This window comes from Calothrix sp. NIES-2098 (assembly GCF_963875125.1).
Taxonomy (GTDB): Bacteria; Cyanobacteriota; Cyanobacteriia; order Cyanobacteriales; family Nostocaceae; genus Aulosira.
The window spans coordinates 6,140,495-6,163,770 of record NZ_CAWNKJ010000001.1; the positions used below are offsets into that span (position 1 = coordinate 6,140,495).

Here is a 23,276-nt window from a genome sequence, read left to right on the forward strand (position 1 = left end):
ACGCTTCCGCCTTTGTAACCCAGTAATTACAGCCATGCGTATAAGTTGTAATAAATACATATATTTTTAGCTCAGATTGTGAGGGGTATAACCCATAAATTTGCGAACCTTTACAGATAGCAAATGCCCCTAGCAACTGATATTTGTATTTTTTAAAATTACTGTTTATGCTGCTACACTCTTTCTCTAGAGAGGTTTTAAGGCTAGAGATTGAGTCAGGATAAGAGTGAACAGTCCTAAAATATCAGCTAAGTTGACCAGAAATAACTCTATAGGGGGATTAACCCCACATTTGTTCGGAAAAAGTATCCTCCCGTTGTAACAATCTGGTTATAATTATTTTCCATCGCTCTCGCAAATTTTTCTCCAATCTGCACAGTATCAAAAATGGGGCGTAAACGTTCTAAATCTGACTTGCCTACAAAAATTTGTCCGGTATGCGAACGTCCCTTCACCTGGCGCAAGAAATGGCAAGATTGCTGGGACGAGGTGAAATACTGTTCAGAACGTTGCCGCCGTCGGCGTTCTGAAGTGAAAAATGAAACTGACTAAAACTAACACCACTGAGACGCAAATAGCGCAAAGGATATATGAAATTACAGGTGCAGCCAAAATTAATTATTCATGGAGGAGCTGGTAGTTCGCTACACGGGAAAGGCGGAGTTGAGGCGGTGCGCCAAGCGCTCTATACAGTGGTAGAGGAAGTATATTCTCTGCTCATTTCTGGAGCAAGTGCCTCAGAAGCAGTGGTGTTGGGATGCCAATTGTTGGAAGATAATCCCCGCTTTAATGCTGGTACTGGTTCAGTACTCCAATCTGATGGTCAAATCCGTATGAGTGCTTCTCTGATGGATGGGACATCAGGGCGCTTTAGTGGTGTAATTAATATCTCGCGCGTCAAAAATCCTATACAGTTGGCACAATTTTTACAAACCTCGCCAGATAGGGTACTGTCAGATTACGGTTCAGCTGAACTGGCGCGGGAGTTACAAATTCCCAGCTACAATGCTTTAACTGATTTGCGGCTGCAAGAATGGATACAAGAGCGTCAGGATAATTTTAAAAGCACGATGGCTGGAGTAGTAGCTGAACCAGAACTTGTAGAAAGTAGTAATGCCGGACGCGGCACAATAGGCGTAGTAGCTTTAGATACTCATGGTAGATTAGCGGCTGGTACTTCTACAGGCGGTAAGGGCTTTGAGAGGATTGGCCGAGTCAGTGATTCTGCGATGCCAGCAGGTAATTATGCAACAACTAAGGCTGGTGTCAGCTGTACTGGGATTGGCGAAGACATCATAGATGAGTGTTTGGCAGCCAAGATTGTAGTACGCGTAACAGATGGAATGTCTCTTCACGAGGCCATGAAACGCTCATTTGGGGAAGCACATAATAACAAGCGGGATTTTGGAGCGATCGCCTTAGATGCAACTGGAGCGATCGCCTGGGGTAAAACCAGCCAAGTCTTACTTGCTGCATACCACGACGGCAACAGAATCGGTGATACCTTAGAACTTCCAGTTGCGACAAATGTTGGCTGTATCGCCAGTCCTGAGCCTTTGGTTGTGAATGCTGAGTAAGTTTAAAAAACTCAGCACTCATCACTCATCACTTAGCACTTTTATTGCGCCAACCAGGTTTGACTACTTGACGGGCGCGGGCAATCACCAGAGTATCATCAGGAACATCTTTTGTGACAGTTGAACCAGCTGCCACGTAAACATCATTGCCCAAGGTGACTGGAGCAACTAAGACGCTATTGGCACCAGTTTTAGTGCGATCGCCTATTTTAGTTGGGTGTTTTTTGATACCGTCATAGTTAGCCGTAATGGTGCCTGCACCAATATTGACTTTTGTGCCAGCAGTGGTATCGCCTAAATAAGACAAATGTGCCACATTAGTGCGATCGCCTAACTGTGTATTTTTTAATTCCACAAAATTACCAACACGACAACCAGCACCTACTTGCACCTGACCGCGTAAATGGGTATAGGGGCCGATTTGGGTTCCAGCTTGCACAATACTTCCCTTAACAACGGAATACTGTACTGTGACATTTTCACCCAGATGACTGTTTTCAATCAAACTCCCAGGCCCGATGTGACTTCCTGCTTTAATTACAGTATCGCCACGTAGATGAGTTTGGGGTTCAATAATCACATCTGGCTCTAACTCTACAGTGTCATCAATAGTAATACTGCTGGGGTCTATAAGCGTGACACCCGCCACCATCCATTTTTCCTTAACTCGTCTTTGCAAAATCTCGTAGGCATTTGCCAGTTGTAAGCGATCGTTGATGCCAAGAATTTCTTGATAGTCTTCCACATCTACTGCCATTACCTTCCCAACTTGAGTTACAGCATCAGTAAGATAGTACTCTTTTTGGCTATTATTGGCTTCTAGGTTAGGTAACACCTTGGCTAAATTTTGCCAACTGAAGCAGTAAACTCCAGCATTAACCCGGCGATTTTGCCTTTGAGCAGTGGTGCAATCCTTGTCTTCGACGATTTGTTGCACAATATTTTCACTATCGCAAAAAACCCGCCCGTAACCCTTAGGATCGGGCAAATATGCTGTGAGAATAGTGGCAGCATTCTGATGTTCTTGATGAGTTTGCAAAAGATTTTTCAGTGTTTGAGTACTTAACAACGGAACATCACCGTTTAACACTATTAAATCCCCAGTGTAATCTTCCAAGTGAGGAAGTAATTGCTGGATTGCATGACCTGTTCCTTGTTGTACAGTCTGTTCCACAAACTCCAAACCAGGGATTGACTGTATGGCTGCTTTTACTTCTTCAGCCTGATATCCCACGATCGCTAACCGCCTTGAGGGCGAGAGTGGTTCTACAGTGTTAATAACTCTCTCTACTAGCGATCGCCCACCCAAAGAATGTAAAACTTTGGGCAGCTGTGATTTCATCCTTGTGCCGCGTCCCGCCGCTAGAATTGCTACAACTACCATAACTTAGCTATCAGCTATTAATGAATAGCGCTTTTGCGCTTGGTATTTTGAGATTGAGGCTCAAATATTACCAGTTGATCATCATAGACTGAAATCCCTAGCCATAATTAATTAGATAAAAATCTAAGTTCTTACAAGCTAAGAACAGGGGCAGCTTTTAGTGCTGACTTCCACAGGTTTGATATCCTGGACTGGCGCGTCAGCCAAAACTTTATAAATCTCCCACGGTGCGCCATCTGGATCTTTTACCCATACTTTATCTTGGAGGGCATAGCAACAGGTCACTTGCTCTTCTGTCCGAGTCTCTAGTCCAAGTTGTTGCAGGCGATTGCTTGCTGTGTTTACTTCCGCAGTCGTCTCGACTTCCACACCTAAATGGTTGAGAGTTCCAGCTGCTGCTTGATTTTCAATCAATACGAGTTTGAGAGGCGGTTGGGCGATCGCAAAGTTGGCGTAACCAGGGCGACGTTTTGCAGGTTCAGTACCGAAAAGCTTGCTATAAAAATCAACAGCAGCATCGATATTACTAACATTAAGAGCAATTTGAACGCGAGACATGATAGTTCTCCTTAGGATCGAACTTGTGTAAATTCTTGGGTGAGCGATTCAATTAGTTGAGTCACTCGTTGTTTAATCTCATCGCGCACTCTGGGAAAAATTTCTGGCTGTTCGGCTGGATCGTCTAATTGCCAATCTGCAAATACTTCTCGCATCACCCACTCTGTTGGCAAATTCACGCCACAACCACACAGAGAAATCACTACATCAAAGTCTTCTGGTTGAAAGTCACTCAGAGGTTTGGAGTGTTGATTGGTAATATCAATGCCAACTTCTTTCATAGTAGCGATCGCCTCTGGTCTAACAATACTTGCTTCTAATCCAGAACTAGTTACTTCAATCTTTCCTTTACCTAATGTCTTGGCAAAACCTTCTGCCATTTGGGAGCGTGCAGAATTCTTTTTGCAGACAAACATTACACGTTTCATGCTTCCATTCCTCTATAAAGTTCTCGATTCAGGAGTTGAGAAATAACGTTTTTGCAACCAGAAGGCAACATTAACAAGACTAATTAATACAGGCACTTCTACTAATGGCCCGACGACAGCTGCAAAAGCCGCACCTGAATTAATGCCGAACACTGCGATTGCTACTGCGATCGCCAACTCAAAATTATTTCCTGCGGCTGTAAAAGCTACACTGGCTGCTCTGGAATAATCTGTCTTAATTCGCCATGCCATGTAAAAGCTCACTAAAAACATGACAATGAAATAGATAATCAGTGGAATGGCAATCTTAACCACATCTAAGGGAATTTGCACAATTAAATTCCCTTTCAAGCTGAACATGACGACGATTGTAAATAACAAAGCAATCAATGTTATCGGGCTGATTTTAGGAACAAATTCTTCGTGATACCAGCGCTTGCTTTTCGCCTTCACTAAAAAGAAACGAGTAAAAAATCCGGCTAAAAAAGGAATACCAAGATAGATGAATACACTTTGGGCAATCTCAGCAATGCTGACGTTAACAATACTACCTTGCAATCCAAATAGGGTCGGTAGCACGCTAATAAAAAACCAGGCATAAGGACTATAGAAAATGACTTGAAATATGCTGTTGAAAGCAACCAATCCAGCCGTGTACTCCGTATTACCTCTTGCTAGATCGCTCCACACAACTACCATCGCGATACAACGGGCTAATCCAATCAAAATTAATCCCGTCATGTATTCTGGATAATTACGTAAGAAAATAATCGCAAGTGCAAACATTAGAATTGGCCCGATAATCCAATTCTGAATTAATGACACTCCAAGAATTTTACTGTTACGAAATACATCTCCTAACTCTTCGTATCTCACCTTGGCTAGGGGCGGGTACATCATTAAAATTAACCCGATGGCAATTGGTATATTGGTTGTTCCTACCTGAAACTGATTAATAAAAGCTTCGACTCCAGGAATAAAATAGCCTAAGCCAACTCCAACAGCCATTGCTAGAAAAATCCATAAAGTCAGGAAGCGATCGAGAAAAGAAAGCTGTTTAGCAATGGTTTTTGTAGTCATCACTTTCTAACCGCAAAATTTGTGCTTGGATTAACATCTTCAGCGTGTGTTTTAGCTAATACCAATTCAAAAAATGTTTGCAACACATCAAGCACCATTAAGAGCACAAAGCTTTGCGTCTCTACTGGTGTATTTTTCACACTCTTTGTTCAAACTGGTATAAGTTTTTCGATCTCTTATTTCAAGAAAACTTGATGCATAGAGGTCTTGTCAATTACTGTATATAAAAATTAATCAAAAAAAATTGATATGTTATTGAGGAAGTTCTTTAGCAGGGGCGGGCAGGTAAAATTTTAGCTAGGCGGCGATAATCGGATAAATATTGCTCTAAAACAACAAATTGAGCCAAATTCAGGCTGTAGTAAATCCAGCGTCCTTCTTGACGCGATCGCACTAAACCAGCTTCTTTAAGAGTTTTTAGGTGAAAAGACAGCTTTGACTGAGTAACGCCTAAAGTCGCGCACAAGTCACACACACACAATTCTTGTTCGCGCAACAGTTCTAAGACCTTCAGCCGCAAAGGTTCAGAAAGCGCATGAAAGCCAACAGCGATCGCATCGGAAGTTAAAGTGGTGAGAGAATCCATCAAGTTTTATTGAAATATTTTGTTATGTGTATCATAACTAGGCTAGCTTCAACTTAGCAGGCGATCGCATTAATTTTGATGAGTTCTTAGCCAGAACTGGATGCGTGAGTTCGTACTCACTCTTAACTAAGTTTTGTTTTGATAAAATCTACAAATTGCTGCATGAGTTCGGGATTGCGCCAACCGGAATTAGTTTCTTCTAGCATCAGATTCAGCGCTTCCTCTGGGGTAAAACTCTTTTTGTAAGGTCTTTCGCTGGTCAGCGCATCATAAATATCGAGAACCTGAAATACTTGTGCTAGGTAGGGAATATCCTCACCTTTAAGACCATCAGGGTAGCCAGATCCATCCCAGCGTTCGTGGTGATGTCGAATAATTGGAATTACACCCCGCATACTACGTAGTGGCTGACAGATTTTTTCCCCAATTGAAACGTGCTGTCGCATGATCTCCCACTCTTCAGCAGTGAGTTTGCCTTTTTTCAATAGCACGGCATCAGGTATGCCTACCTTACCAATATCGTGGAGATAGCCACCCCACATCAAATCTCGAATTTGGTTGCGTGAGAGATTGAGGTATTCACCAAAAGCTTGTCCGAGTTTTACTAAGCGTTCGCAGTGGTCGCCAGTATTAGGATCTCGACTTTCAATTGCCCTCGCAACGGAAAATAAAACTTTTTCGGCATGATCTAAGTCTTCATTCAGCCGCTTCTGCCGTACTAAGGATTTAACACGCGCTGCTAATTCTACACGATCGAAGGGTTTGGTAAGAAAATCATCTGCCCCAACTTCAATACCCCGGATGCGCGATCGCCTGTCATTGAGAGCCGTAATAAAAATTACCGGAATTAGCCTAGTATGCTCATTTTGTTTAAGAATATGGCAGACTTCAAACCCATCCATTCCTGGCATCATCACATCTAACAAAACTAGATCTGGTTGTTTTTCTGCAACCATATCTACTGCCATCGAACCGCTATCAGCTTCAATGACTTCGTACCCTTCCATCCCCAATAGGGCCACAGCAGTCATCCGACTGGCAGCATGGTCATCAACTACTAAAATCTTCGCCAGGTCTGCATCCATGCCATTTACTTTATACCCTTGGGTCTGTAGCGTTCTAGAGTCTAATGATTCCTGCTCGGTATCGACATTTTTCTGTTTCATCCAAGAAGGTAATGCTGGGTTTTTTTCAAGCATAAACTCTCCTTTAGATAAGCCCATTGAATCACCCTCTACATTTTGTAATTCTAGGGCATGATTTGAACTTATATTCGTCAATTTGCTCAGGGGGTTAGACCCATCAGCTTTTTTTTCAATAGAGCTTGTATGCTTGGATTCCCATTGACTCACAAAACTGCTCCAGTTTTTTTAATAAAAGTTGTAATTTTAGTATTTGCTTGTATTTGAGCCGATCTTATTCAAAGTTATTGCAATTATGATATACATTTTTCTTGGTATCAGATGCATTATGTTTTTTAATATTTATTGAAAAAAATAAACAGTTAGCCAGTCCTGTAATTTTCTCGTTTGGTTAAGCTCAATTTTCTGAAATTATTACCCGGTTTTTTACTGAGATTTGTTAAGTTAATAGCCTTGGTATTCTTAGTGTATTTACTCAGTATAATTTTCGGTAAAGGCTATAAATTTAATTTTTATTTTCCTCTGAAGATATAATTAATACGGCAACTGGTTCTAGTGCATTATCTACTAAATAATCTCTAGACTTGAGTGATATAGAACACAAAAATTAATGATCCTGATTACGAGAAAAATTAATCTGCTTTGCGGACGAATAACTGTGTAAGTTTTTCTCAAACATAAATAATTTAGTTTACCGAAGTCAAGAATCTCAGCTTCTTTTTTTTCAAAAAATGCAAATTATTTAGCAAAAAACACAAGATCGCAGAATATTTGTTTGCAGCTAAAATTAGCTAGAGAGTGAATAGGTGCGAACGCACGACCAATTAAGAATCAGCTTCCCGAAAATCTTGATTTGCAAACCACCTTTTACGCCAACGGGAGGTAGGTTCTAGTGAAGAGGCTTGTTGCTCTTGTTGTCGTCGCAGCAATATAACACGAGCAGGATCTTTCAATTGAGGGTCGCGGTAGGGAATAGCAGCACGAGTTTGCAAATGCTCTATTTCTGATTGGGATAGCAGATTTAGTGTAAATGTACTGCAATACCCTTGATGAACTGCTATTGTACCAGGCGATCGCCTTCCAACTGGTGGGGTAGAAGCGATCTTTAAGCCAGCTGTTAATAGTGCTGTACGCACAGAAGCGGCACAGGAATAAGTTGCGAGAATACCATCTGAGTGCAAACACAAAGATACTTGCTTGAGAAATTCCACAGTCCATAATTGCGGACACTGAGGCGGTGAAAAAGGATCGAGAAAAATTGCATCTGCTAAAAACCCTTGCTGCTGTAGTAGTTGAATTGAGTCTCTAGCATCCCCAATGATTAACTTAGCCTTCAAGTACTGTTGTTGCACCTCATACTTAAAAGCTAGCTGATGCAAAATATCGGTATACTTATAGTCCCAGTTATTAAATAATTGATGCGCGATCGCGGCTTGTGGTACAGATGGATTTAGCTCTAACGCCATGAGTTCAACATAACAATTGGGATTTACGTCCCAAATAGTCTGCAAAGCCGCGGCTGTGTTGTATCCTAGACCGTAACAAATGTCCAAAAGTCTGACAACTGGTTTTTGGGCACGCGCAGCCAGTCGAGTCGGTTCCGCAAACTTGAGAAAACTCTCTTGCTTGGCTCCATAATGACTGTGAAAATCTTCGCCAAACTCTTGGGAAGTAAAGGTAAAGGAACCATCTGCCGTTGGTTGTGGTACAAATAGGTCAAAGTCTGCCATCTTAGCGATAAAACACACAATACTCTCAGCTAATAATTTAAATTACGAATAATCAAACCAGGCAAGGAAACAGGGGGAAGAAAGACAAGGAGCAGAAATGTCAACTCTTGACCCTTGACTTTTGACTCTGGACTCTTGCCCAAGACCCTATGCTCATACCTAATGACAAATGACAAATGACAAATTAGTTGTTTCCCCAGCATGGTTATTTGAACATATCAACGATCCGCAAGTGGTAATTGTCGATTGTCGGTTTTCGCTGGCTAATCCCCAACTAGGACGACAGCAGTACCAAGAAAGCCACATTCCCGGATCGTACTATTTAGATTTGAACCAGGATCTTTCCAGTCCTGTAGAAGAACATGGAGGGAGACATCCTTTACCTAATCCTATTGATTTAGCCCAAAAATTAGCAAGAATCGGAGTGAATTACCAAAAAACTTTGGTTGTAGCTTACGATGATTCGCGATTCGCCTTTGCAGCGCGTTTGTGGTGGTTGTTGCAATATTTAGGTCACGAACAAGTTGCAGTATTAGATGGAGGCTTTAGCGAATGGCAAAAAGCTAGTTATCCTGTTACAAATATTATTCCTCAACCTCAAACTGGTAGCTTTGTTCCGCAAATCCAAACAGATAAATTAGTAGATATTCAAACTGTAAAAAATAAAAAAGATTTACCAGAGGTAGTGCTAGTAGATTCCAGAGAGAGCGATCGCTATCGAGGCGAACGAGAACCAATTGATAAAATTGCCGGTCATATTCCCGGTGCTGTTAATTATCCTTGGCAAGAAGTTACAGATGCTTCAGGATATTTACTTTCAGCAGCAGAACAACGCCATCGCTGGGAGAAGCTAGCAACAGCTGAGGAAATTCTAGTTTATTGTGGTTCTGGTGTAACGGCTTGCGTAAATTTACTTTCTTTAGAACTAGCAGGAATTTCCAAAGGTAAACTATATGCTGGTAGCTGGAGTGATTGGATTAGTTATATGTAGTTTTAACTTTGGAAGGCTGCGCTCCTCGTTATTTCCAAAATAGATAAGTAGAATAAAATAAAATAGAATTTGTCAAATGTTTTTTATCTATATTTAGAAAAGCTGTACAGGTGAAACTGTAGCAGAATTATTAAGCAATATCATTACATTTAAGAGCAAATGAGCGAAACTAGTCAACGGCGAATTGTAATTGGGGATGTGCATGGTCACTATGAAGGATTAATGACTTTATTGACAGCCATTGCTCCTACTTCCAACGATCGACTTTATTTTCTAGGAGACTTAATCGATCGCGGCCCTCAAAGCGCACAGGTAGTTAATTTTGTCAAGAACAATAACCATCCTTGTTTGCTGGGAAATCACGAGCAAATGTTATTAAATGTATTGACTGGTGGGAGCGCTTCCTCTTCAGCGATGCAAGCATGGTTATACGGCGGCGGACAAGCAACCATCGCCAGTTATCAAGAAGCGACAATTCCCCAAGAGCATATCGATTGGTTTTCAACGCTACCGCCATATCTGGATTTAGGAGATGTTTGGTTAACCCATGCAGGTGTTGACCCTTTTATGCCCTTGAATAAACAAACTTCCGAGCAATTTTGCTGGATTAGGGAAGAGTTTCACGGCATGGAGAAACCGTTCTTCGCTGATAAGTTAATTATTGTTGGTCACACAATCACCTTTACCCTACCAGGTGTTAGTCCCGGCCAGTTGGCTCAAGGAAAGGGATGGCTAGACATTGATACTGGAGCATATCATCCTCGTAGTGGCTGGTTAACTGCACTGGATGTCACAAATAACCTAGTTCATCAAGTCAATGTTTTTAAGAAACGCGTTCGCAGTTTGCCTTTAGAAGAAGCAACTGTCATTATCGATCCAGGCGAAATCAAAGGTGCTCGCCGCAATCAGCAGCGAGCATAGTTAAAGATGGGGTAATAAGGTGGCTTTTGAGTCTGCACAACTTACCTAACAATTACAGCAATGCTCGGATATTAGCCTTATATACAGCATTATCCAATCCATAACTTCCTTTGCTAGGTTGAGAATCAATAGCGCGTTTGAGAGCAGTAATGCGATCGCTAGTTGCAGGGTGAGTACTCAAAAATGTGGGAGTAGAACCCTGTCCTAGCAACTTTTGCATAAAGGAAACCATCCCAGACTGAGCATAACCACTACGAGCCAAAGTTCTTAACCCTCTTTTATCGGCGTCAAATTCATCTTGACGACTGCGGGGACGATTGAGAGCCAATTCAACACCAATACCGACTGCTGTATTGCGGTCTAAACCTGCTGCTGTGGCGACACCACTAGCAAGCGCTCTTTGTCGCATCTGTTTTACTAAATGTTTCCCGCCAACGTGACCAATTTCATGAGCGAGTACACTTGCTAATTCCGCTTCATTATCTGCGGCTTTGAGTAAACCTGTGTTGACATAAACAAAGCCTCCTGCTGTAGCAAAAGCATTCAGACTTGGATCTTCAACTACTTGGAAAGTATAAGGGAGATTGGGGCGATCGCTATTAGCAGCCAAGCGCCGACCAACTTGTTCTACATAGCGATTAATCTCAGGATTGCGGTAAAGCCGAACTTCACTACTCAATTCCTGATTCATCTGCTTACCAAGCTCAACTTCTTGGCGATCGGATATATTAGAAAGCTGAAATATCTGGGCACCTTGGAACAGAAGTGGCAATAAGTCTATAGCCCTTCCGGGTAGGGGTGCGCTTAAGGACACACTCAGGGCAACTACCAACGAAATTAACGGGTAAAACCAGCGACGCCGCCACAAATTTTTATTTGTCGAAAAGCCTTTCCAAGCAATCATAATCCGGTTTTTTTTGAAGAATCATGAAAGAACATTAAATTATGGGACGAAATTTATGTGTTTTAAGTTGCATTTTTAACTGTAGCGGCTGAATTTTAAAACTTGCCTGCCTTCCGAATTTCAGAAGTCGTGATAAACTGTCGCATGATTGCAACCCCCAGCAGCTTATAGTGCTTACCATGTAGGGAACATTGCCATTACCCTAGTAAAGCCCGCTGCTACAATCGATTACTCCGCTAACATCTGGGAAAACTTATTTATGGCTCTTTTAGATTCCAAAGGTCGCTTGTTCGGTAAAATCAATCTCCTCGATTTAGGTGCTCTACTAGTAATTGTGCTAGTAATATTCGGCATCTTTGTCTTTCCTGGTACTTCCGGTTCTGTAGCCCAAGTGGGTTCTAAAACAGTACCTATAGAGGTAGACCTAGTAGTTCGTGGTTTGAATGTCCGCGATCCGCAACAGTTGTTTGATAAAGGATTGAAAGCCAATGGTAAAACTAACGTGATTATCCGCAATCAACCTCATGGTGAAATTGGGATTAAATCAATTCAACAATTACCAAGAACAGTAAATGTTCCCCAGCCTGATGGCTCGATTAAAGAGTTACCAGATCCAAAATCCAACAATTTTAGTACAGATATGCTGTTGACTTTAGAAGGGAAAGCACAAGTCACGGCAAACGGGCCAGTTTTAGGCAACAGTAAAGTCAAAATTGGTATGCCATTTGAGTTAGAAGGTTTTAACTACAACTTTAATGCCACTGTCATCGATTTAAGATTGAAAGATAAATAAGTTAGGTTGGTTCGATCGGCAACATCAATTAGCTCGACTTTATCCCCATCGAAATCAATTAACTTTGTAATGACAGCCTGGTGATGTTGAAAAAAGCTGAACTGTTGAATCAGGGTTTTACCGTATGGCTCATCGCTTTTTAGCTAGTTGCTACAGGTATTACAAATATAAAAAATGGATAAAGTCTAGTAATTTCCGTTGCGGGCAAGCAAGAAACTGTATCAAAGTATCGAAAGTCTAGAAAAAAATTACCGATACAGGGTAGGATAGGACATCGACAATTAAAAATGAAAGTGTTAAAACGCCTTTAACAGATGTAATTTTGATAGGCCTCTCCTACCTCACCTTCTATACTTCGAGGCAAGGAAGAAACGCAAACACTAGGGTTTTAAGCTTCTACTTTGATAATATAGAGGCCTAATCGCATCATCGCACTGACTTGAGTGTAGCGTTCTCAATCACAATATCTAAATTTTTATTTTGGATAAATTTTTGAGAACTCTGCTGGACTACAAGATAAATATTTTTCTTCTAGTTAGAGAAATTTTGGACTCATTAGACGAAGTAATAGAGCCTTGAATAAGCTATTGTTTACAGGTAAGTCTTTTCGCTTTATGGCTTTCGCCCTCCCGCTATTGATGTGGTGGGGATACAAGGAAGTGAAAAACCAAATTGTGCAGCCGCAAGCGGTTTTATTGTTAGGCGGCTCAACAAAAAACTTGGAACGAGAGAAGTTTACAGCGGATTTTGCGAAGAAGCATCCAAATTTACCAATTTGGATTAGTGGAGGTAGTCCACCTAGATCGACCCAAAAGGTGTTTACTAGAGCTGGTATCGATCCCGACCGTTTACATTTGGATTATGAAGCAGTAGATACAGTTACTAATTTTACAACCTTGGTCGATGATTTGCAAGCTCACGGCATCAAGAGCGTTTATTTAATTACCTCTGATTTCCATATGCGGCGTGCCAGTGTCATTGGCGAAATTGTTCTAGGTAGTCGGGGTATTGAGTTTAAAACCGTACCAGTTCCTTCAGAGAAACCACCGGAACCTATTGAAAAATCTCTCCGAGATGGGGCTAGAGCTATACTTTGGGTTGCAACTGGCTACACAGGTGCAGAGGATACAAGGGCTAAGTAGAGAGACAAGGAAGTAGGGGGAGCAGGGGTAAAGGAAAAGATGCAGGGGGCAGGGAGCAGGGGGAAATAACTAATGACTATTGACTATTGCCTTTTGACCAAGGACTCTTGACTCTTGGCCAATGACGCCAGTTGCTACAACGCGACGGCACTTCCTACCCTACTCTACCCTGCGGGAACCTTCTTCGAGGGAACGAGAACGCCTGACGGCGAATGGGAACGCTTACCCTTCGGGAACGGCTCCGCCGAACAGCGAACAAGTCGGCGTTCGCCCTTGGCGTTGCCGAAGGCTAGCCGCCCAACGGAGTGCCTTGGGAACCCGCGCAACGCACTGGCTCCCCCATACCCAGGTTTAACCTAAATCCCGATGAGTAAATGACTTAGCATTTGCGCCTGTGTAGGTAGCTACAATATGAGCATCACCAGTCATTTGATACTTGTAGGTTACTAATCCTTCTAAACCAACAGGGCCTCTGGGAGGCATTTGTTGAGTACTGATTCCGACTTCTGCGCCAAAACCGTAGCGGAAGCCATCAGCAAAGCGGGTAGAACAGTTGTGGTACACTCCGGCTGCATTTACTAATCCGAGGAAACTTTCAGCAGCTGCTAAATCTTCAGTGACTATGGCTTCTGTATGGCGCGAACCATATTCGTTGATATGAGCGATCGCCTCTTCTAAGGAGTCTACAATTTTAATTGCTAATATCAAATCGCTGTATTCTGTTTCCCAATCTGCTGCGGTTGCGCTATGAATCTGAGGCAAAATCTGGCGAGTGCGTTCATCACCTCTTAATTGGACATGATTTTCTTGCAAAGCTAAAGCAACTTTGGGAAGAAATTCTGGAGCAATACTTGCGTGAACTAATAACGTTTCAATGGCATTACAAGCTGCGGGATATTGAATTTTAGAATCAACGGTAATGCTTACTGCTTTGGCAATATCGGCTGCTTTATCTACATACAAATGACAAATACCATCGGCATGGCCAAGTACGGGAATGCGGGTATTTTCTTGTACAAATCGTACAAAAGAATTAGAACCTCTAGGAATAATTAAATCTACATATTTATCTAAATTTAAAAGTTCTAGCGTTTCTTCCCTCGTTGTTAGCAACTGTACTACATCTGGGCTTACAGCAGTGTTTGATAAGCCTTGTTTAATTGCTTTGACAATAGCTTCGCAAGAACGGATCGCTTCTTTACCACCTTTGAGAATCACACCATTACCGGATTTGATTGCCAAAGAAACAATTTGAATTGCTGCTTCTGGACGTGCTTCAAAAATAATGCCCAAAACGCCTAAAGGACAAGTAATTCGCTTGAGAATTAAGCCTGTATCGATTTCGCGGTGAATTTGGACTTTCCCTACCGGATCGGCTAGCTTACCAACATCTCTAACTCCCGCGATCGCATCTCTTAATTTATGTTCATCCAACTGCAAGCGTTTATAAAGTGGTTTGGCAATACCATCAGCAGTGGCGGCTTCACAATCGGCTATATTTGCTTGCAAGATTTTATCTCTTGCCGATTCTAAAGCTTGGGCGATCGCTTCAATAGCTTGATTTTTCCCTTCAGTTGAGAGAACTGCCAGCTTACTTGCTGCTTGGCGGGTTTTTTGAGCGATCGCAATTAGGGAAGAGGCAGTTTGGAGAGTAGTCATGTCACAAAAAACTGTCTAGTATGGCACAAATCTTTGGCTTGTACCCATCCTATCAACCTTGGTTGGTCATTTGTTATGAGTCAAGAGTCAAGAGTTGAGAGGAATTCTGAATTTTGAATTGATTGTCTCCTCTGCTGCCCTGATTCCACATCCTCAATTACTTGACATAATTTATACAGTATCTATTTGAAGTTTTACGAAATAGCGATGACGAGTGTTGGATCTATTGAGTATTGATCGATCTAATTACTACTCCTTTGCCAAGGAGATACTATGTCATTGCAATCTGGATTAGATGCCTTTAACCAAGGACGTTATTCCGAAGCCGTTCAAATACTGGAAAAATTCTGCCGGGATGCTGTAGATCGAGAGTCCTCAGATTATCTTTCAGCACAAATGTGGCTGATGAAAGCCTACCAAGGTACAGGAGAAATCGAAAAAGCGACAATCCTGTGCCAAAAGTTGATGATGAGTGACAATCCTGAGGTACGAAGTTGGGCAGAACAAGCTCGCCAATCCTTCCCGCAATCGCCAACGAACCAGTCTAGCGCTATCCAAAAAGCTGGACGTGCGGCGACGGCTGGTGCGAAATTGGCAATGGGCGGTGTAGGCGGGAGCCTTTTATTAGCTTCTGGTGTCACCATCACCTTGCTGTTTGGGATGGTGTTGGCTTTAGGTTTGAGTTTAGTACTTATTTTGGGTAGCAACGATCCACTGCAAGGATTGGCGATCGCAATTGCGATCGCAATAGTTTTTAATCTTGCTGCCTTTTTCCTGTCGCCTTTCCTGATGGACTTAACCCAAAGCTGGCTTTACCAAACACGCTGGGTAGATTTAGCAGAAGTTGAAATCCTCAGTCCAGAGACAGCGAGAGTTATTCAGCAAGTCTGCCAACAGAAAAAGCTGAAAACTCCGAGGCTTGGCATTATTAACGACCAAAACCCCACAGCTTTTACTTACGGCTCGTTGCCGAATAGCGCCCGGTTAGTCGTCAGTCAGGGACTTTTCACTTATCTAGATGATGATGAAATTGCTACTGTCTACGCTCACGAACTAGGTCACATCGTCCACTGGGACTTTGCTGTGATGACGGTAGCTTCTACCCTAGTGCAAATTTGCTACTTAATTTACAGTACAGCCAACAGATTTGGTCGGGGTGGCGGCGATAGCAAAATTAAAGACGCTATGCAGACTGCTGCCCTTGCTGCTTATATATTTTATATTGTCGGAACTTACCTACTGCTGTATCTTTCCCGTACTAGAGAATACTTTGCAGATCACTTTGCTGCGGAAACCACAGGCAACCCTAATGGCTTATCCCGTGCTTTGGTGAAGATTGCCTACGGGATTTTAGAAGAAGGGCAAAGGACGCAAGAACCCAGTCGTTTAATTGAAGGAACTCGCGCCTTGGGTATTTATGACCCGAAAGCCGCTGCTTCTACAGGAACCGCTTATCGCATCGCTTCCGATACCCAAAAAATCGGTCGTGTCTTTTTGTGGGATATGTTTAACCCTTGGGGCTGGTGGATGGAATTAAATTCTACTCACCCACTCACAGGTAAGCGAGTCCGCGCCCTTAGCACCTATGCAGAACAGTTGGGTTTACCAATTGAGTTTGATATGGGGCGAGTCATTGGCGAAGGCAAGAATCTCAATCGGAATAAGCTTTATGGTAATTTCTTCTTAGATGTAGTGCTGTACGGCGCTGAAACCATCGGCTTTATAGTTGGCTTAGTCTTAGGCATTATTCTCTGGTCTAGTTCCGCCCATTCCGGCTTGGTATTTGGCGCACCACTCATCGGCTTAGGCTTAGGAATCTCAATCAAAGCCTTCGTCATGTTCCCCGACTACAAACAAGCACCAGAAACAGATATTTTGACCTTGATGTCAGACCCCTACGCCAGTCCGTTGCGGGGACAACCTGCAAAACTGCAAGGACAACTCATTGGTCGTGGCGATGCTGGGAATAAGTTGGGTTCCGATCTGAAAATTCAAGACCGTAGCGGAATGCTTTATCTGCACTACGCCTCACGTTTTGGCCCCATTGGCAACTTATTGTTTGGCATGAAGCGAGTACAAAGCTTGATTGGCGAACAAGTCGAGGCTGTGGGATGGTTCCGTCGTGGCGTTGCTCCTTGGATGGATCTGATCCAACTCCAAAGTGAGAATGGTACGGTTGTTAATAGTTACCACCGCTTCTGGTCATTTGTACTGGGTGGTGGAGCAATTATTTTCGGATTGGCCTTGACGATATTTATGAGCAGCAGTTAGCCTGTTCGCAGAGCATTTCTAATTTATCCAAGCTGTAATTTGCTAGGGGTGGTGAATAACTGCCCCTGTTTTTTTGTAACAAGTCGCTTTTTAACTCTTGAGGAAACTACGGTAGTTGCGATCGCCCGCATTTGGCTTGAAGAATAACCTCTTCTATAATTACACTCATCCCTAAATTAGCCACATTAACAATGGCTCGAATCACTGCTAATTGCTCCTCCTCATTCCTTACAGACCCAATCCTCGTTACACTGAATAGAGCGTCAAATTGAGCAAGAGGAAGGCTAAACAACGCTGTGCAGATCACATTTTTAGGGACAAGTTCTGGTGTACCCACAAGAGCACGCAATGTTTCCAGCGTCGCCCTGAGACTACCCCAAAGGGCGGAGTTGTGGTTATTCGATTGTGGCGAAGGTACTCAGCATCAACTTTTGCGGAGCGACCTGAAAATCAGCCAACTATCCCGAATTTTTATTACTCATATGCACGGCGACCACATCTTTGGCTTGATGGGACTGCTGGCAAGTTGTGGGCTGGCTGGTAATGTGGAACGAGTTGATATTTATGGCCCGCCTGGATTAAATGAATATATCCAAGCTGCCTCACGTTACTCCCATACTCACTTTTCTTATCCTATAAAAGTTCATGCCATTCGTCCGGGGGTAATTTATGAAGATGATGAGTTCACAGTTACTTGTGGACATTTACATCACCGAATTACAGCCTTTGGTTATCGTGTTGCGGAAAAAGACCGAGCAGGACGCTTTGATGTAGAAAAAGCCAAAGAGTTGCAAATTCCGCCTGGTCGAGTTTACGGTCAACTCAAGCGTGGTGAAACTGTAACTCTGAGTGATGGGCGAGTAATTAATGGCAAAGATTTGTGCGGACCTACAGAAATTGGGCGCAAAATTGCCTATTGTACAGACACAGTTTATTGTGAAGGTGCGGTGGAATTAGCACAGGATGTAGATGTATTAATTCACGAGGCAACTTTTGCGCATCAAGATGCAGATATGGCTTTTCAACGGCTACATTCCACCAGCACAATGGCAGCACAAACAGCTTTAGTTGCTAAAGCACATCGCTTAATCATGACTCATTTCAGCCCCCGCTATGCTCCAGGAAATACTTTAGAACTGAGAGATTTACTTCAGGAAGCTAGAGCAATTTTCCCCAATACCGATATGGCTCATGATTTCATGGTTTATGATGTACCAAGGCGACGGGAGTTAGAATTAACCAAGACAGGTGTATAACAATTACTCAAAATTAGTATCGCTAATAAACATTTCCCAAAATCCTGATACAGATAGTTTTTCGTATAAGTTTAGTATTGCTAAACTCCCAAGCGTGTATCTGTATTTATTAAGGTGAAATGCGATTAAATATTTCTCACAAAATTATTTTCCGGATGAACCAAGATAAAACTGAATAAGCCTTTATGTAAGTCTTTCTGTATAAACTTATGGAAATGCCCCAACGCGTATCAATTCGCTACAAAGATACGACCTACAACACTAACGAGATACGGTTGAAAACCTTCCGTTTAGCATTTCAACTATGGGAAGAACAAACTAAAACAAGAAAAACAGAACTTTACGAATTTATCCAAACTTGCTTAAAACAGATCGATCGCCAAGATAGATTTATGATTTCTCTATTATTCGTAGAATTAGCAGATTTAATACGTGATTCTTCTTTGGATAGGGGAATGAAAGAGGTTTTAATTAAAACATCCTTTAGGGAATTTGCTTGCGCGTTAACAGACTTTGAAGATAATTCTAAATGATATTTAACTGATTAAAAATCTCAGCTTTTCTGAGGAATTTATTATAAAAATTAGGTTATTGCTATTTCTAGCAAACAATAAATATTGGGAATAAATTATATTTCTAAGTTTGTTAGATTAGGCTTTTGTGAACTGTTTTGTCTTGGGCTGAAGGATGGCTAAATCTGTAGTGGTGAGCCACGAGACATCACATAAACCATAATCAAGGCGATCGCTCCTAGTATAGCCTAGGAGCCACCCCGATCGTCGTTCGAGGAGACAGTTTTGTCTTTTTTGATACTTTCTTCTAGAGCTTGAATTTGTTCTCGTCGGGCTTCCAATTCTAGAGAACGACGTGCTAAATCTTGATTTTGCAATGTCAGCGCTTGTCGCCAATGTTCGGCTCGTTCAGCTTCCTGTTGTAAAAAGTCTGGAGTAATACCAGTAGATAGGTAGGCTTGTACTAAATGTAGTACCCAATTGGTTGCATCTTCTAATCTTTCTATGTCGCCTGTCGGCGAAAGTTCTACTAACACCAGCAATTTTTCGCTCATGGTGTTTCCTTTCCCTAACAGTATTACCGCTTCTTCTGGAATAATTGCCCAAAGATTATCGGCTTCTTGTCGCGCCAACAAGCGCAACTGATACTGTTCTAAAAACTCGTTTTTGTGTACCTGGGCTAAATATTGCATGACTGTCGCTACTCTTCGAGAACTGCTTTGCAGAAAGCTCTAATTCAAAATTAAAAATTGGTTTTTGATTTTTGATGTTTCGGGATTTTTATGGGTAGTGGGTGAGTTAATCATCATCACCCATTACCCATTGCAGTTATACTAAACCACGCAGGCGATCGCGTAAAATTTCTGCTTGTTTTTGTGCCTCGGCTAAAGCATCTCGCGCACTTTGTACCACATCTTTTGGCGCTTTATCGACAAAGTTAGCGTTGCTTAATCTTGCACTCAAAGATTGGGCTTCTGTTTCGGCTTTGCTCAGGCTTTTCTCTAGCTTGGCACGTACTGCTTCAATATCCACCACACCTTTGAGGGGAATTACCACTTGTACCGTACCCACAACACCAGCAATGGCGTTTTCTGCTGGTTCAGGCTGTGGTTCTATCTCTGGTTGATGCTTGTCTAGTGTTGGTGGGAAAAACTTCGCCCACAACTGTTGTCTAGCTTGTGCAGATAGTAAATAACGGCTAGTAAACCAAGTTGCGTAACCAAAACCTACTATTTCAAAGAAAGTTCCAAATAGGGGAACATCATCAATTGCATTCCCAACAGTGTAAGCCAACCTAGTAAAGACAATCGCCACGATAATTAAGCCTATTGTTTTTAAACCCCTAAGAGGTTTTTTAGATGTAACTGTCGCTTTATTAGACTTATCGGCAATGGTTAAAGTCTCCACCTTCGCCAAATCTTTAATATAAGCTTGTCCCACCGTGAGGATTTGCCGTTCTGTGGGATTTTCACTTTGGAAGTTGACTGTTACTTTTGCCCCTGGCTTAATCTCCGCCTCAGCGCGTAAATTGCGAATAGTACGAATAGTCTCAATTAGCAGTTCAAACTGTGTCTCAATCTCTGGATTGATTGAGTTGCTATCGACTTGGGGATAGGGTTGTAACGATAAAGTTTGTGGGGAAGTTGCTGGTTGTTGGGTAAGAGTTTGCCAAATCTCCTCAGTAATATGGGGCATAAAAGGATGGAGAAGTTTTAAAATTCCTTCCAGAACGTGAGCTAGGGTTTGTTGTGCTACTCGCCGCGATGCTGGATCTGCATCTTTTTGCAAGCGAGATTTCACCAGTTCAATATACCAGTCACAGAAGTCACCCCAAATAAATTCATATAATCCTTTAGCAGCTTCACCTAAACCATAATTATCGATGTAATTAATAGTTTGTTTAACAACTTGATGATAGCGAGAAAGAATCCAGCGATCGCTTAATTCTGTAGCGAGGGGTTGACCTAATTGTTGGGGTGTTTGTCCGTCGAGGTTCATCATTACAAACCGGGCGGCGTTCCACAATTTATTGGCAAAGTTGCGGGAAGCTTCTACCGATGGTGACTCATCCTTTTTGCGGTCATATTCCAGCCGGATATCTTGACCTGCACCTACCACTTCCTTAACTAAGGTATAACGCAGGGCATCAGTGCCATATTTATCAATTAATAATAGCGGGTCAATGCCATTACCTTTGGTCTTCGACATCTTTTGACCTTTTTCATCCAGCACTAACCCGTGGATATAAACGTCTTTGAATGGCATTTGTCCGGTAAAATGACCGGCCATCATCGTCATTCTGGCTACCCAGAAAAAGATAATGTCAAAGCCTGTGACTAAGGTATTGGTGGGGTAGTAAGTCGCTAAATCTTGAGTTTGTTGCGGCCAGCCTAAAGTAGAAAAAGGCCACAGTCCTGAAGAAAACCAGGTATCCAACACATCTGGGTCTTGTTCTAGCTGGACATTTTCACCAAATTGTGATTTAGCTTTTTCCCAAGCTTCATCTGCTGATTTAGCAACTACAAACGGGGTAGTATCGGTAATTTGTCCGCCTGTTTCACTGACAGCGTACCATGCCGGAATTTGGTGTCCCCACCACAGTTGACGAGAAATACACCAATCTTTGAGTTTTACCAGCCAATCGCGATAAACCTTAGTCCAGCGATGGGGGACAAACTCTGGCGAATTTTTCTGGTCGAGGAATTCTAGCGCCCGGTCTGCTAAGGGGCGAATTTTCACAAACCACTGAGTAGATAGCAAAGGTTCGATGGGTACTTTACCGCGATCGCTATAAGGAACAGTATGCTTATAATCTTCTACTTTCACTAAAAAGCCATCTGCCTCCAGGCGGGCAATGACATTCTTTCTAGCTACAAAGCGGTCTTGTCCTTGAAACTCACCCCCATTGCTGTTGATAGTACCATCCTTATTCAGGATGTTAATAAACGGCAGATTGTGACGCTTACCCATTTCAAAATCATTGGGGTCATGGGCTGGAGTTACCTTCACGCAACCAGTACCGAAAGTTGGGTCTACAAATTCATCGCCAATAATCGGGATTTCTCGTTGCGTAATTGGGAGAGTTACCGTTTTACCAATTAAGTGCTTATATCTCTCATCACTGGGATTAACCGCTACTCCTGTATCACCCAGCATCGTTTCTGGCCGAGTTGTCGCCACCTCCACATAACCAGAACCATCAGTCAGCGGGTAGCGGAAGTGCCAAAGATTACCATTTACCTCTTGATTTTCCACTTCCACATCAGACACCGCCGACTGGGAAGCAGGACACCAGTTAACTAAATACTCACCGCGATAAATTAAGCCTTCCGCATACAGGCGAGTGAATGCTTCGACCACAGCCTGAGATAAACCCTCATCCAGGGTAAACCTTTCCCGCGACCAGTCTACCGAAACACCCAAGCGGCGTAGCTGATTGACAATAAATCCGCCAGATTCCGCCTTCCATTGTTTAGCGCGATCGAGGAATTGTTCGCGCCCCAACTCATAGCGAGTTTTACCCTCAGTTTTGAGTTGCTTTTCCAGCATCGTGTGAACGGCGATGCTAGCGTGATCAGTTCCGGGTAGCCATAAAGTGTTGCGTCCCCGCATCCGGTGGTAGCGCACCAGCACATCAATCAACGCACTTTCAAAAGCGTGTCCCATGTGCAAACTACCGGTGACATTTGGTGGCGGGATCACAACACAGTAAGGTTCGCCGCCGTGGTTAGGGTCGGCTTTGTAAACTTGGTTTTCTTCCCAGAATTTTTGCCATTTGGCTTCTGTGGAGAAGGGATCGTAGAGACTAGGGAGGTTAAGTGTAGTTGCGGTCATGCGGGGAAAACTAAGTTTGGAAGGACTCTAATAAATTTTGCCACAGGGTTGGAGAGGGATATATGGAAACGAACCGCGAAGGCGCGAAGTACGCTAAGGAAGATGAAAGAAGAATGAAGCAACTGAGTGAGGGAGTGGAGAGGTTAGCTTATAGAGTAATTGGGGCTGCAATTGAAGTACATCAGATATTAGGGCCTGGATTTTTAGAAGAGGTATATCATAAAGCTCTAAGAGAGGAATTTCGCATACGCAGGATACCTCATGAGTCTGAGCATTCAGTAAAAGTAAGCTATAAAGGTTGTCCGGTAGGTGAAGGAAGATTAGATTTTTTGGTTGCGGATTTTCTAATTGTGGAGTTGAAAGCTGTTCAAAATTTAACCCCCATCCATGAGGCTCAAGTTCTCTCCTACCTGAAAATGACTAAATACCCTTTAGCCCTACTCATTAACTTTAACGTCCCCCTGCTCAAAGACGGCATCAAACGTATTATCCTCTCTTCTTAATCTTC

General features: G+C 42.6%; 23 protein-coding genes. 11 read left to right on the top strand and 12 right to left on the bottom strand.

What is annotated here, in order from left to right:
- Positions 1 to 387 precede the first annotated feature (387 nt).
- Both AACU33_RS25715 and AACU33_RS25720 read left to right on the top strand, forming a co-directional pair.
- Positions 388 to 552 carry a DUF2256 domain-containing protein gene (locus AACU33_RS25715; RefSeq protein WP_096591937.1) on the top strand — a complete coding sequence of 55 codons (165 nt, stop codon included), beginning with the start codon at positions 388 to 390 and terminating at the stop codon, positions 550 to 552.
- 38 nt (positions 553 to 590) lie between these two features.
- Positions 591 to 1,577, top strand: coding sequence for an isoaspartyl peptidase/L-asparaginase (locus tag AACU33_RS25720; RefSeq protein WP_096591940.1), 987 nt, complete (start codon positions 591 to 593; stop codon positions 1,575 to 1,577).
- Positions 1,578 to 1,605: 28 nt separating this feature from the next.
- Here the strand turns inward: AACU33_RS25720 and glmU are convergent, their stop codons facing one another.
- The 8 genes from glmU to AACU33_RS25760 all read right to left on the bottom strand — a co-directional run bounded on the left by glmU (position 1,606) and on the right by AACU33_RS25760 (position 8,485).
- The gene (gene glmU, locus AACU33_RS25725) at positions 1,606 to 2,961 is read right to left on the bottom strand and encodes a bifunctional UDP-N-acetylglucosamine diphosphorylase/glucosamine-1-phosphate N-acetyltransferase GlmU (protein WP_096591943.1); all 1,356 of its coding nucleotides are present in this window, start codon (positions 2,959 to 2,961) and stop codon (positions 1,606 to 1,608) included.
- A 138-nt stretch (positions 2,962 to 3,099) separates the two neighbouring features.
- A complete protein-coding gene (locus tag AACU33_RS25730) occupies positions 3,100 to 3,519 on the bottom strand; it encodes an ArsI/CadI family heavy metal resistance metalloenzyme (protein ID WP_096591945.1) in 420 nt (139 codons plus the stop codon).
- An 11-nt stretch (positions 3,520 to 3,530) separates the two neighbouring features.
- A complete protein-coding gene (arsC, locus tag AACU33_RS25735) occupies positions 3,531 to 3,947 on the bottom strand; it encodes an arsenate reductase, glutathione/glutaredoxin type (protein ID WP_096591948.1) in 417 nt (138 codons plus the stop codon).
- Between the two features lie 12 nt (positions 3,948 to 3,959).
- Positions 3,960 to 5,027 carry an ACR3 family arsenite efflux transporter gene (arsB, locus tag AACU33_RS25740; protein ID WP_096591951.1) on the bottom strand — a complete coding sequence of 356 codons (1,068 nt, stop codon included), beginning with the start codon at positions 5,025 to 5,027 and terminating at the stop codon, positions 3,960 to 3,962.
- Positions 5,027 to 5,167 carry a hypothetical protein gene (locus tag AACU33_RS25745; protein ID WP_339376288.1) on the bottom strand — a complete coding sequence of 47 codons (141 nt, stop codon included), beginning with the start codon at positions 5,165 to 5,167 and terminating at the stop codon, positions 5,027 to 5,029. The genes arsB and AACU33_RS25745 overlap by 1 nt, the downstream gene beginning before the upstream one ends.
- A gap of 128 nt (positions 5,168 to 5,295) precedes the next feature.
- Complete coding sequence (locus AACU33_RS25750) at positions 5,296 to 5,613, bottom strand: ArsR/SmtB family transcription factor (RefSeq protein ID WP_096591953.1); 318 nt, start codon at positions 5,611 to 5,613, stop codon at positions 5,296 to 5,298.
- A gap of 122 nt (positions 5,614 to 5,735) precedes the next feature.
- On the bottom strand, positions 5,736 to 6,779 hold the full coding sequence (locus AACU33_RS25755) for an HD domain-containing phosphohydrolase (protein WP_445291797.1): 1,044 nt from the start codon (positions 6,777 to 6,779) through the stop codon (positions 5,736 to 5,738).
- Positions 6,780 to 7,579: 800 nt separating this feature from the next.
- Complete coding sequence (locus tag AACU33_RS25760; protein ID WP_096591958.1) at positions 7,580 to 8,485, bottom strand: MnmC family methyltransferase; 906 nt, start codon at positions 8,483 to 8,485, stop codon at positions 7,580 to 7,582.
- Positions 8,486 to 8,654: 169 nt separating this feature from the next.
- Between AACU33_RS25760 and AACU33_RS25765 the strand changes: the two genes are divergently transcribed.
- Both AACU33_RS25765 and AACU33_RS25770 read left to right on the top strand, forming a co-directional pair.
- Positions 8,655 to 9,476: a sulfurtransferase gene (locus AACU33_RS25765; RefSeq protein ID WP_096591961.1), complete on the top strand. Its 822-nt coding sequence runs from the start codon at positions 8,655 to 8,657 to the stop codon at positions 9,474 to 9,476.
- A gap of 159 nt (positions 9,477 to 9,635) precedes the next feature.
- Entirely contained in the window at positions 9,636 to 10,397 is a 762-nt protein-coding gene (locus AACU33_RS25770; RefSeq protein ID WP_096591963.1) for a metallophosphoesterase family protein, read from the top strand.
- Positions 10,398 to 10,449: 52 nt separating this feature from the next.
- Here the strand turns inward: AACU33_RS25770 and AACU33_RS25775 are convergent, their stop codons facing one another.
- Positions 10,450 to 11,301, bottom strand: a complete 852-nt coding sequence (locus tag AACU33_RS25775) for a M48 family metallopeptidase (RefSeq protein WP_096591966.1) — start codon at positions 11,299 to 11,301, stop codon at positions 10,450 to 10,452.
- Between the two features lie 259 nt (positions 11,302 to 11,560).
- On the opposite strand from AACU33_RS25775, the gene AACU33_RS25780 reads away from it, so the two are divergent.
- The 3 genes from AACU33_RS25780 to AACU33_RS25790 all read left to right on the top strand — a co-directional run bounded on the left by AACU33_RS25780 (position 11,561) and on the right by AACU33_RS25790 (position 13,591).
- Positions 11,561 to 12,094 (top strand): DUF4330 domain-containing protein, encoded by a 534-nt coding sequence (locus tag AACU33_RS25780; RefSeq protein WP_096595386.1) that lies wholly within the window; start codon positions 11,561 to 11,563, stop codon positions 12,092 to 12,094.
- 614 nt (positions 12,095 to 12,708) lie between these two features.
- Positions 12,709 to 13,236 carry a YdcF family protein gene (locus tag AACU33_RS25785; protein ID WP_096591968.1) on the top strand — a complete coding sequence of 176 codons (528 nt, stop codon included), beginning with the start codon at positions 12,709 to 12,711 and terminating at the stop codon, positions 13,234 to 13,236.
- Between the two features lie 121 nt (positions 13,237 to 13,357).
- Positions 13,358 to 13,591 (top strand): hypothetical protein, encoded by a 234-nt coding sequence (locus tag AACU33_RS25790; protein WP_339376289.1) that lies wholly within the window; start codon positions 13,358 to 13,360, stop codon positions 13,589 to 13,591.
- Here AACU33_RS25790 and AACU33_RS25795 read toward each other — a convergent pair.
- A complete protein-coding gene (locus tag AACU33_RS25795; RefSeq protein ID WP_096591971.1) occupies positions 13,588 to 14,895 on the bottom strand; it encodes a glutamate-5-semialdehyde dehydrogenase in 1,308 nt (435 codons plus the stop codon). The genes AACU33_RS25790 and AACU33_RS25795 overlap by 4 nt on opposite strands.
- 273 nt (positions 14,896 to 15,168) lie before the next feature.
- On the opposite strand from AACU33_RS25795, the gene AACU33_RS25800 reads away from it, so the two are divergent.
- The 3 genes from AACU33_RS25800 to AACU33_RS25810 all read left to right on the top strand — a co-directional run bounded on the left by AACU33_RS25800 (position 15,169) and on the right by AACU33_RS25810 (position 18,955).
- Positions 15,169 to 17,166 carry a zinc metalloprotease HtpX gene (locus tag AACU33_RS25800; protein ID WP_096591974.1) on the top strand — a complete coding sequence of 666 codons (1,998 nt, stop codon included), beginning with the start codon at positions 15,169 to 15,171 and terminating at the stop codon, positions 17,164 to 17,166.
- Positions 17,167 to 17,462: 296 nt separating this feature from the next.
- Complete coding sequence (locus tag AACU33_RS25805) at positions 17,463 to 18,422, top strand: ribonuclease Z (protein WP_096591976.1); 960 nt, start codon at positions 17,463 to 17,465, stop codon at positions 18,420 to 18,422.
- A 209-nt stretch (positions 18,423 to 18,631) separates the two neighbouring features.
- Positions 18,632 to 18,955: a hypothetical protein gene (locus tag AACU33_RS25810; protein WP_096591979.1), complete on the top strand. Its 324-nt coding sequence runs from the start codon at positions 18,632 to 18,634 to the stop codon at positions 18,953 to 18,955.
- A 227-nt stretch (positions 18,956 to 19,182) separates the two neighbouring features.
- Here AACU33_RS25810 and AACU33_RS25815 read toward each other — a convergent pair whose 3' ends face one another.
- Together AACU33_RS25815 and AACU33_RS25820 are read right to left on the bottom strand one after the other, a co-directional pair.
- On the bottom strand, positions 19,183 to 19,626 hold the full coding sequence (locus AACU33_RS25815) for a hypothetical protein (protein WP_096591981.1): 444 nt from the start codon (positions 19,624 to 19,626) through the stop codon (positions 19,183 to 19,185).
- A gap of 136 nt (positions 19,627 to 19,762) precedes the next feature.
- On the bottom strand, positions 19,763 to 22,768 hold the full coding sequence (locus AACU33_RS25820; protein WP_096591984.1) for a valine--tRNA ligase: 3,006 nt from the start codon (positions 22,766 to 22,768) through the stop codon (positions 19,763 to 19,765).
- A gap of 62 nt (positions 22,769 to 22,830) precedes the next feature.
- Between AACU33_RS25820 and AACU33_RS25825 the strand changes: the two genes are divergently transcribed.
- Positions 22,831 to 23,271 carry a GxxExxY protein gene (locus AACU33_RS25825; RefSeq protein WP_339376290.1) on the top strand — a complete coding sequence of 147 codons (441 nt, stop codon included), beginning with the start codon at positions 22,831 to 22,833 and terminating at the stop codon, positions 23,269 to 23,271.
- Positions 23,272 to 23,276: the final 5 nt, after the last annotated feature.

Excerpts from the sequence above, each read along its gene's own strand:
- AACU33_RS25825 (WP_339376290.1), top strand. The coding sequence starts at position 22,831 with ATGGAAACGAACCGCGAAGGCGCGAAGTACGCTAAGGAAGATGAAAGA.
- AACU33_RS25785 (WP_096591968.1), top strand. The coding sequence starts at position 12,709 with ATGGCTTTCGCCCTCCCGCTATTGATGTGGTGGGGATACAAGGAAGTG.
- AACU33_RS25720 (WP_096591940.1), top strand. The coding sequence starts at position 591 with ATGAAATTACAGGTGCAGCCAAAATTAATTATTCATGGAGGAGCTGGT.
- arsC (WP_096591948.1), bottom strand. The coding sequence starts at position 3,947 with ATGAAACGTGTAATGTTTGTCTGCAAAAAGAATTCTGCACGCTCCCAA.
- AACU33_RS25790 (WP_339376289.1), top strand. The coding sequence starts at position 13,358 with ATGACGCCAGTTGCTACAACGCGACGGCACTTCCTACCCTACTCTACC.
- AACU33_RS25775 (WP_096591966.1), bottom strand. The coding sequence starts at position 11,301 with ATGATTGCTTGGAAAGGCTTTTCGACAAATAAAAATTTGTGGCGGCGT.
- glmU (WP_096591943.1), bottom strand. The coding sequence starts at position 2,961 with ATGGTAGTTGTAGCAATTCTAGCGGCGGGACGCGGCACAAGGATGAAA.
- AACU33_RS25730 (WP_096591945.1), bottom strand. The coding sequence starts at position 3,519 with ATGTCTCGCGTTCAAATTGCTCTTAATGTTAGTAATATCGATGCTGCT.
- AACU33_RS25800 (WP_096591974.1), top strand. The coding sequence starts at position 15,169 with ATGTCATTGCAATCTGGATTAGATGCCTTTAACCAAGGACGTTATTCC.
- AACU33_RS25820 (WP_096591984.1), bottom strand. The coding sequence starts at position 22,768 with ATGACCGCAACTACACTTAACCTCCCTAGTCTCTACGATCCCTTCTCC.
- AACU33_RS25760 (WP_096591958.1), bottom strand. The coding sequence starts at position 8,485 with ATGGCAGACTTTGACCTATTTGTACCACAACCAACGGCAGATGGTTCC.
- AACU33_RS25765 (WP_096591961.1), top strand. The coding sequence starts at position 8,655 with ATGACAAATGACAAATTAGTTGTTTCCCCAGCATGGTTATTTGAACAT.
- arsB (WP_096591951.1), bottom strand. The coding sequence starts at position 5,027 with ATGACTACAAAAACCATTGCTAAACAGCTTTCTTTTCTCGATCGCTTC.
- AACU33_RS25795 (WP_096591971.1), bottom strand. The coding sequence starts at position 14,895 with ATGACTACTCTCCAAACTGCCTCTTCCCTAATTGCGATCGCTCAAAAA.
- AACU33_RS25755 (WP_445291797.1), bottom strand. The coding sequence starts at position 6,779 with ATGAAACAGAAAAATGTCGATACCGAGCAGGAATCATTAGACTCTAGA.
- AACU33_RS25815 (WP_096591981.1), bottom strand. The coding sequence starts at position 19,626 with ATGCAATATTTAGCCCAGGTACACAAAAACGAGTTTTTAGAACAGTAT.
- AACU33_RS25810 (WP_096591979.1), top strand. The coding sequence starts at position 18,632 with ATGGAAATGCCCCAACGCGTATCAATTCGCTACAAAGATACGACCTAC.
- AACU33_RS25770 (WP_096591963.1), top strand. The coding sequence starts at position 9,636 with ATGAGCGAAACTAGTCAACGGCGAATTGTAATTGGGGATGTGCATGGT.
- AACU33_RS25715 (WP_096591937.1), top strand. The coding sequence starts at position 388 with ATGGGGCGTAAACGTTCTAAATCTGACTTGCCTACAAAAATTTGTCCG.
- AACU33_RS25780 (WP_096595386.1), top strand. The coding sequence starts at position 11,561 with ATGGCTCTTTTAGATTCCAAAGGTCGCTTGTTCGGTAAAATCAATCTC.
- AACU33_RS25750 (WP_096591953.1), bottom strand. The coding sequence starts at position 5,613 with ATGGATTCTCTCACCACTTTAACTTCCGATGCGATCGCTGTTGGCTTT.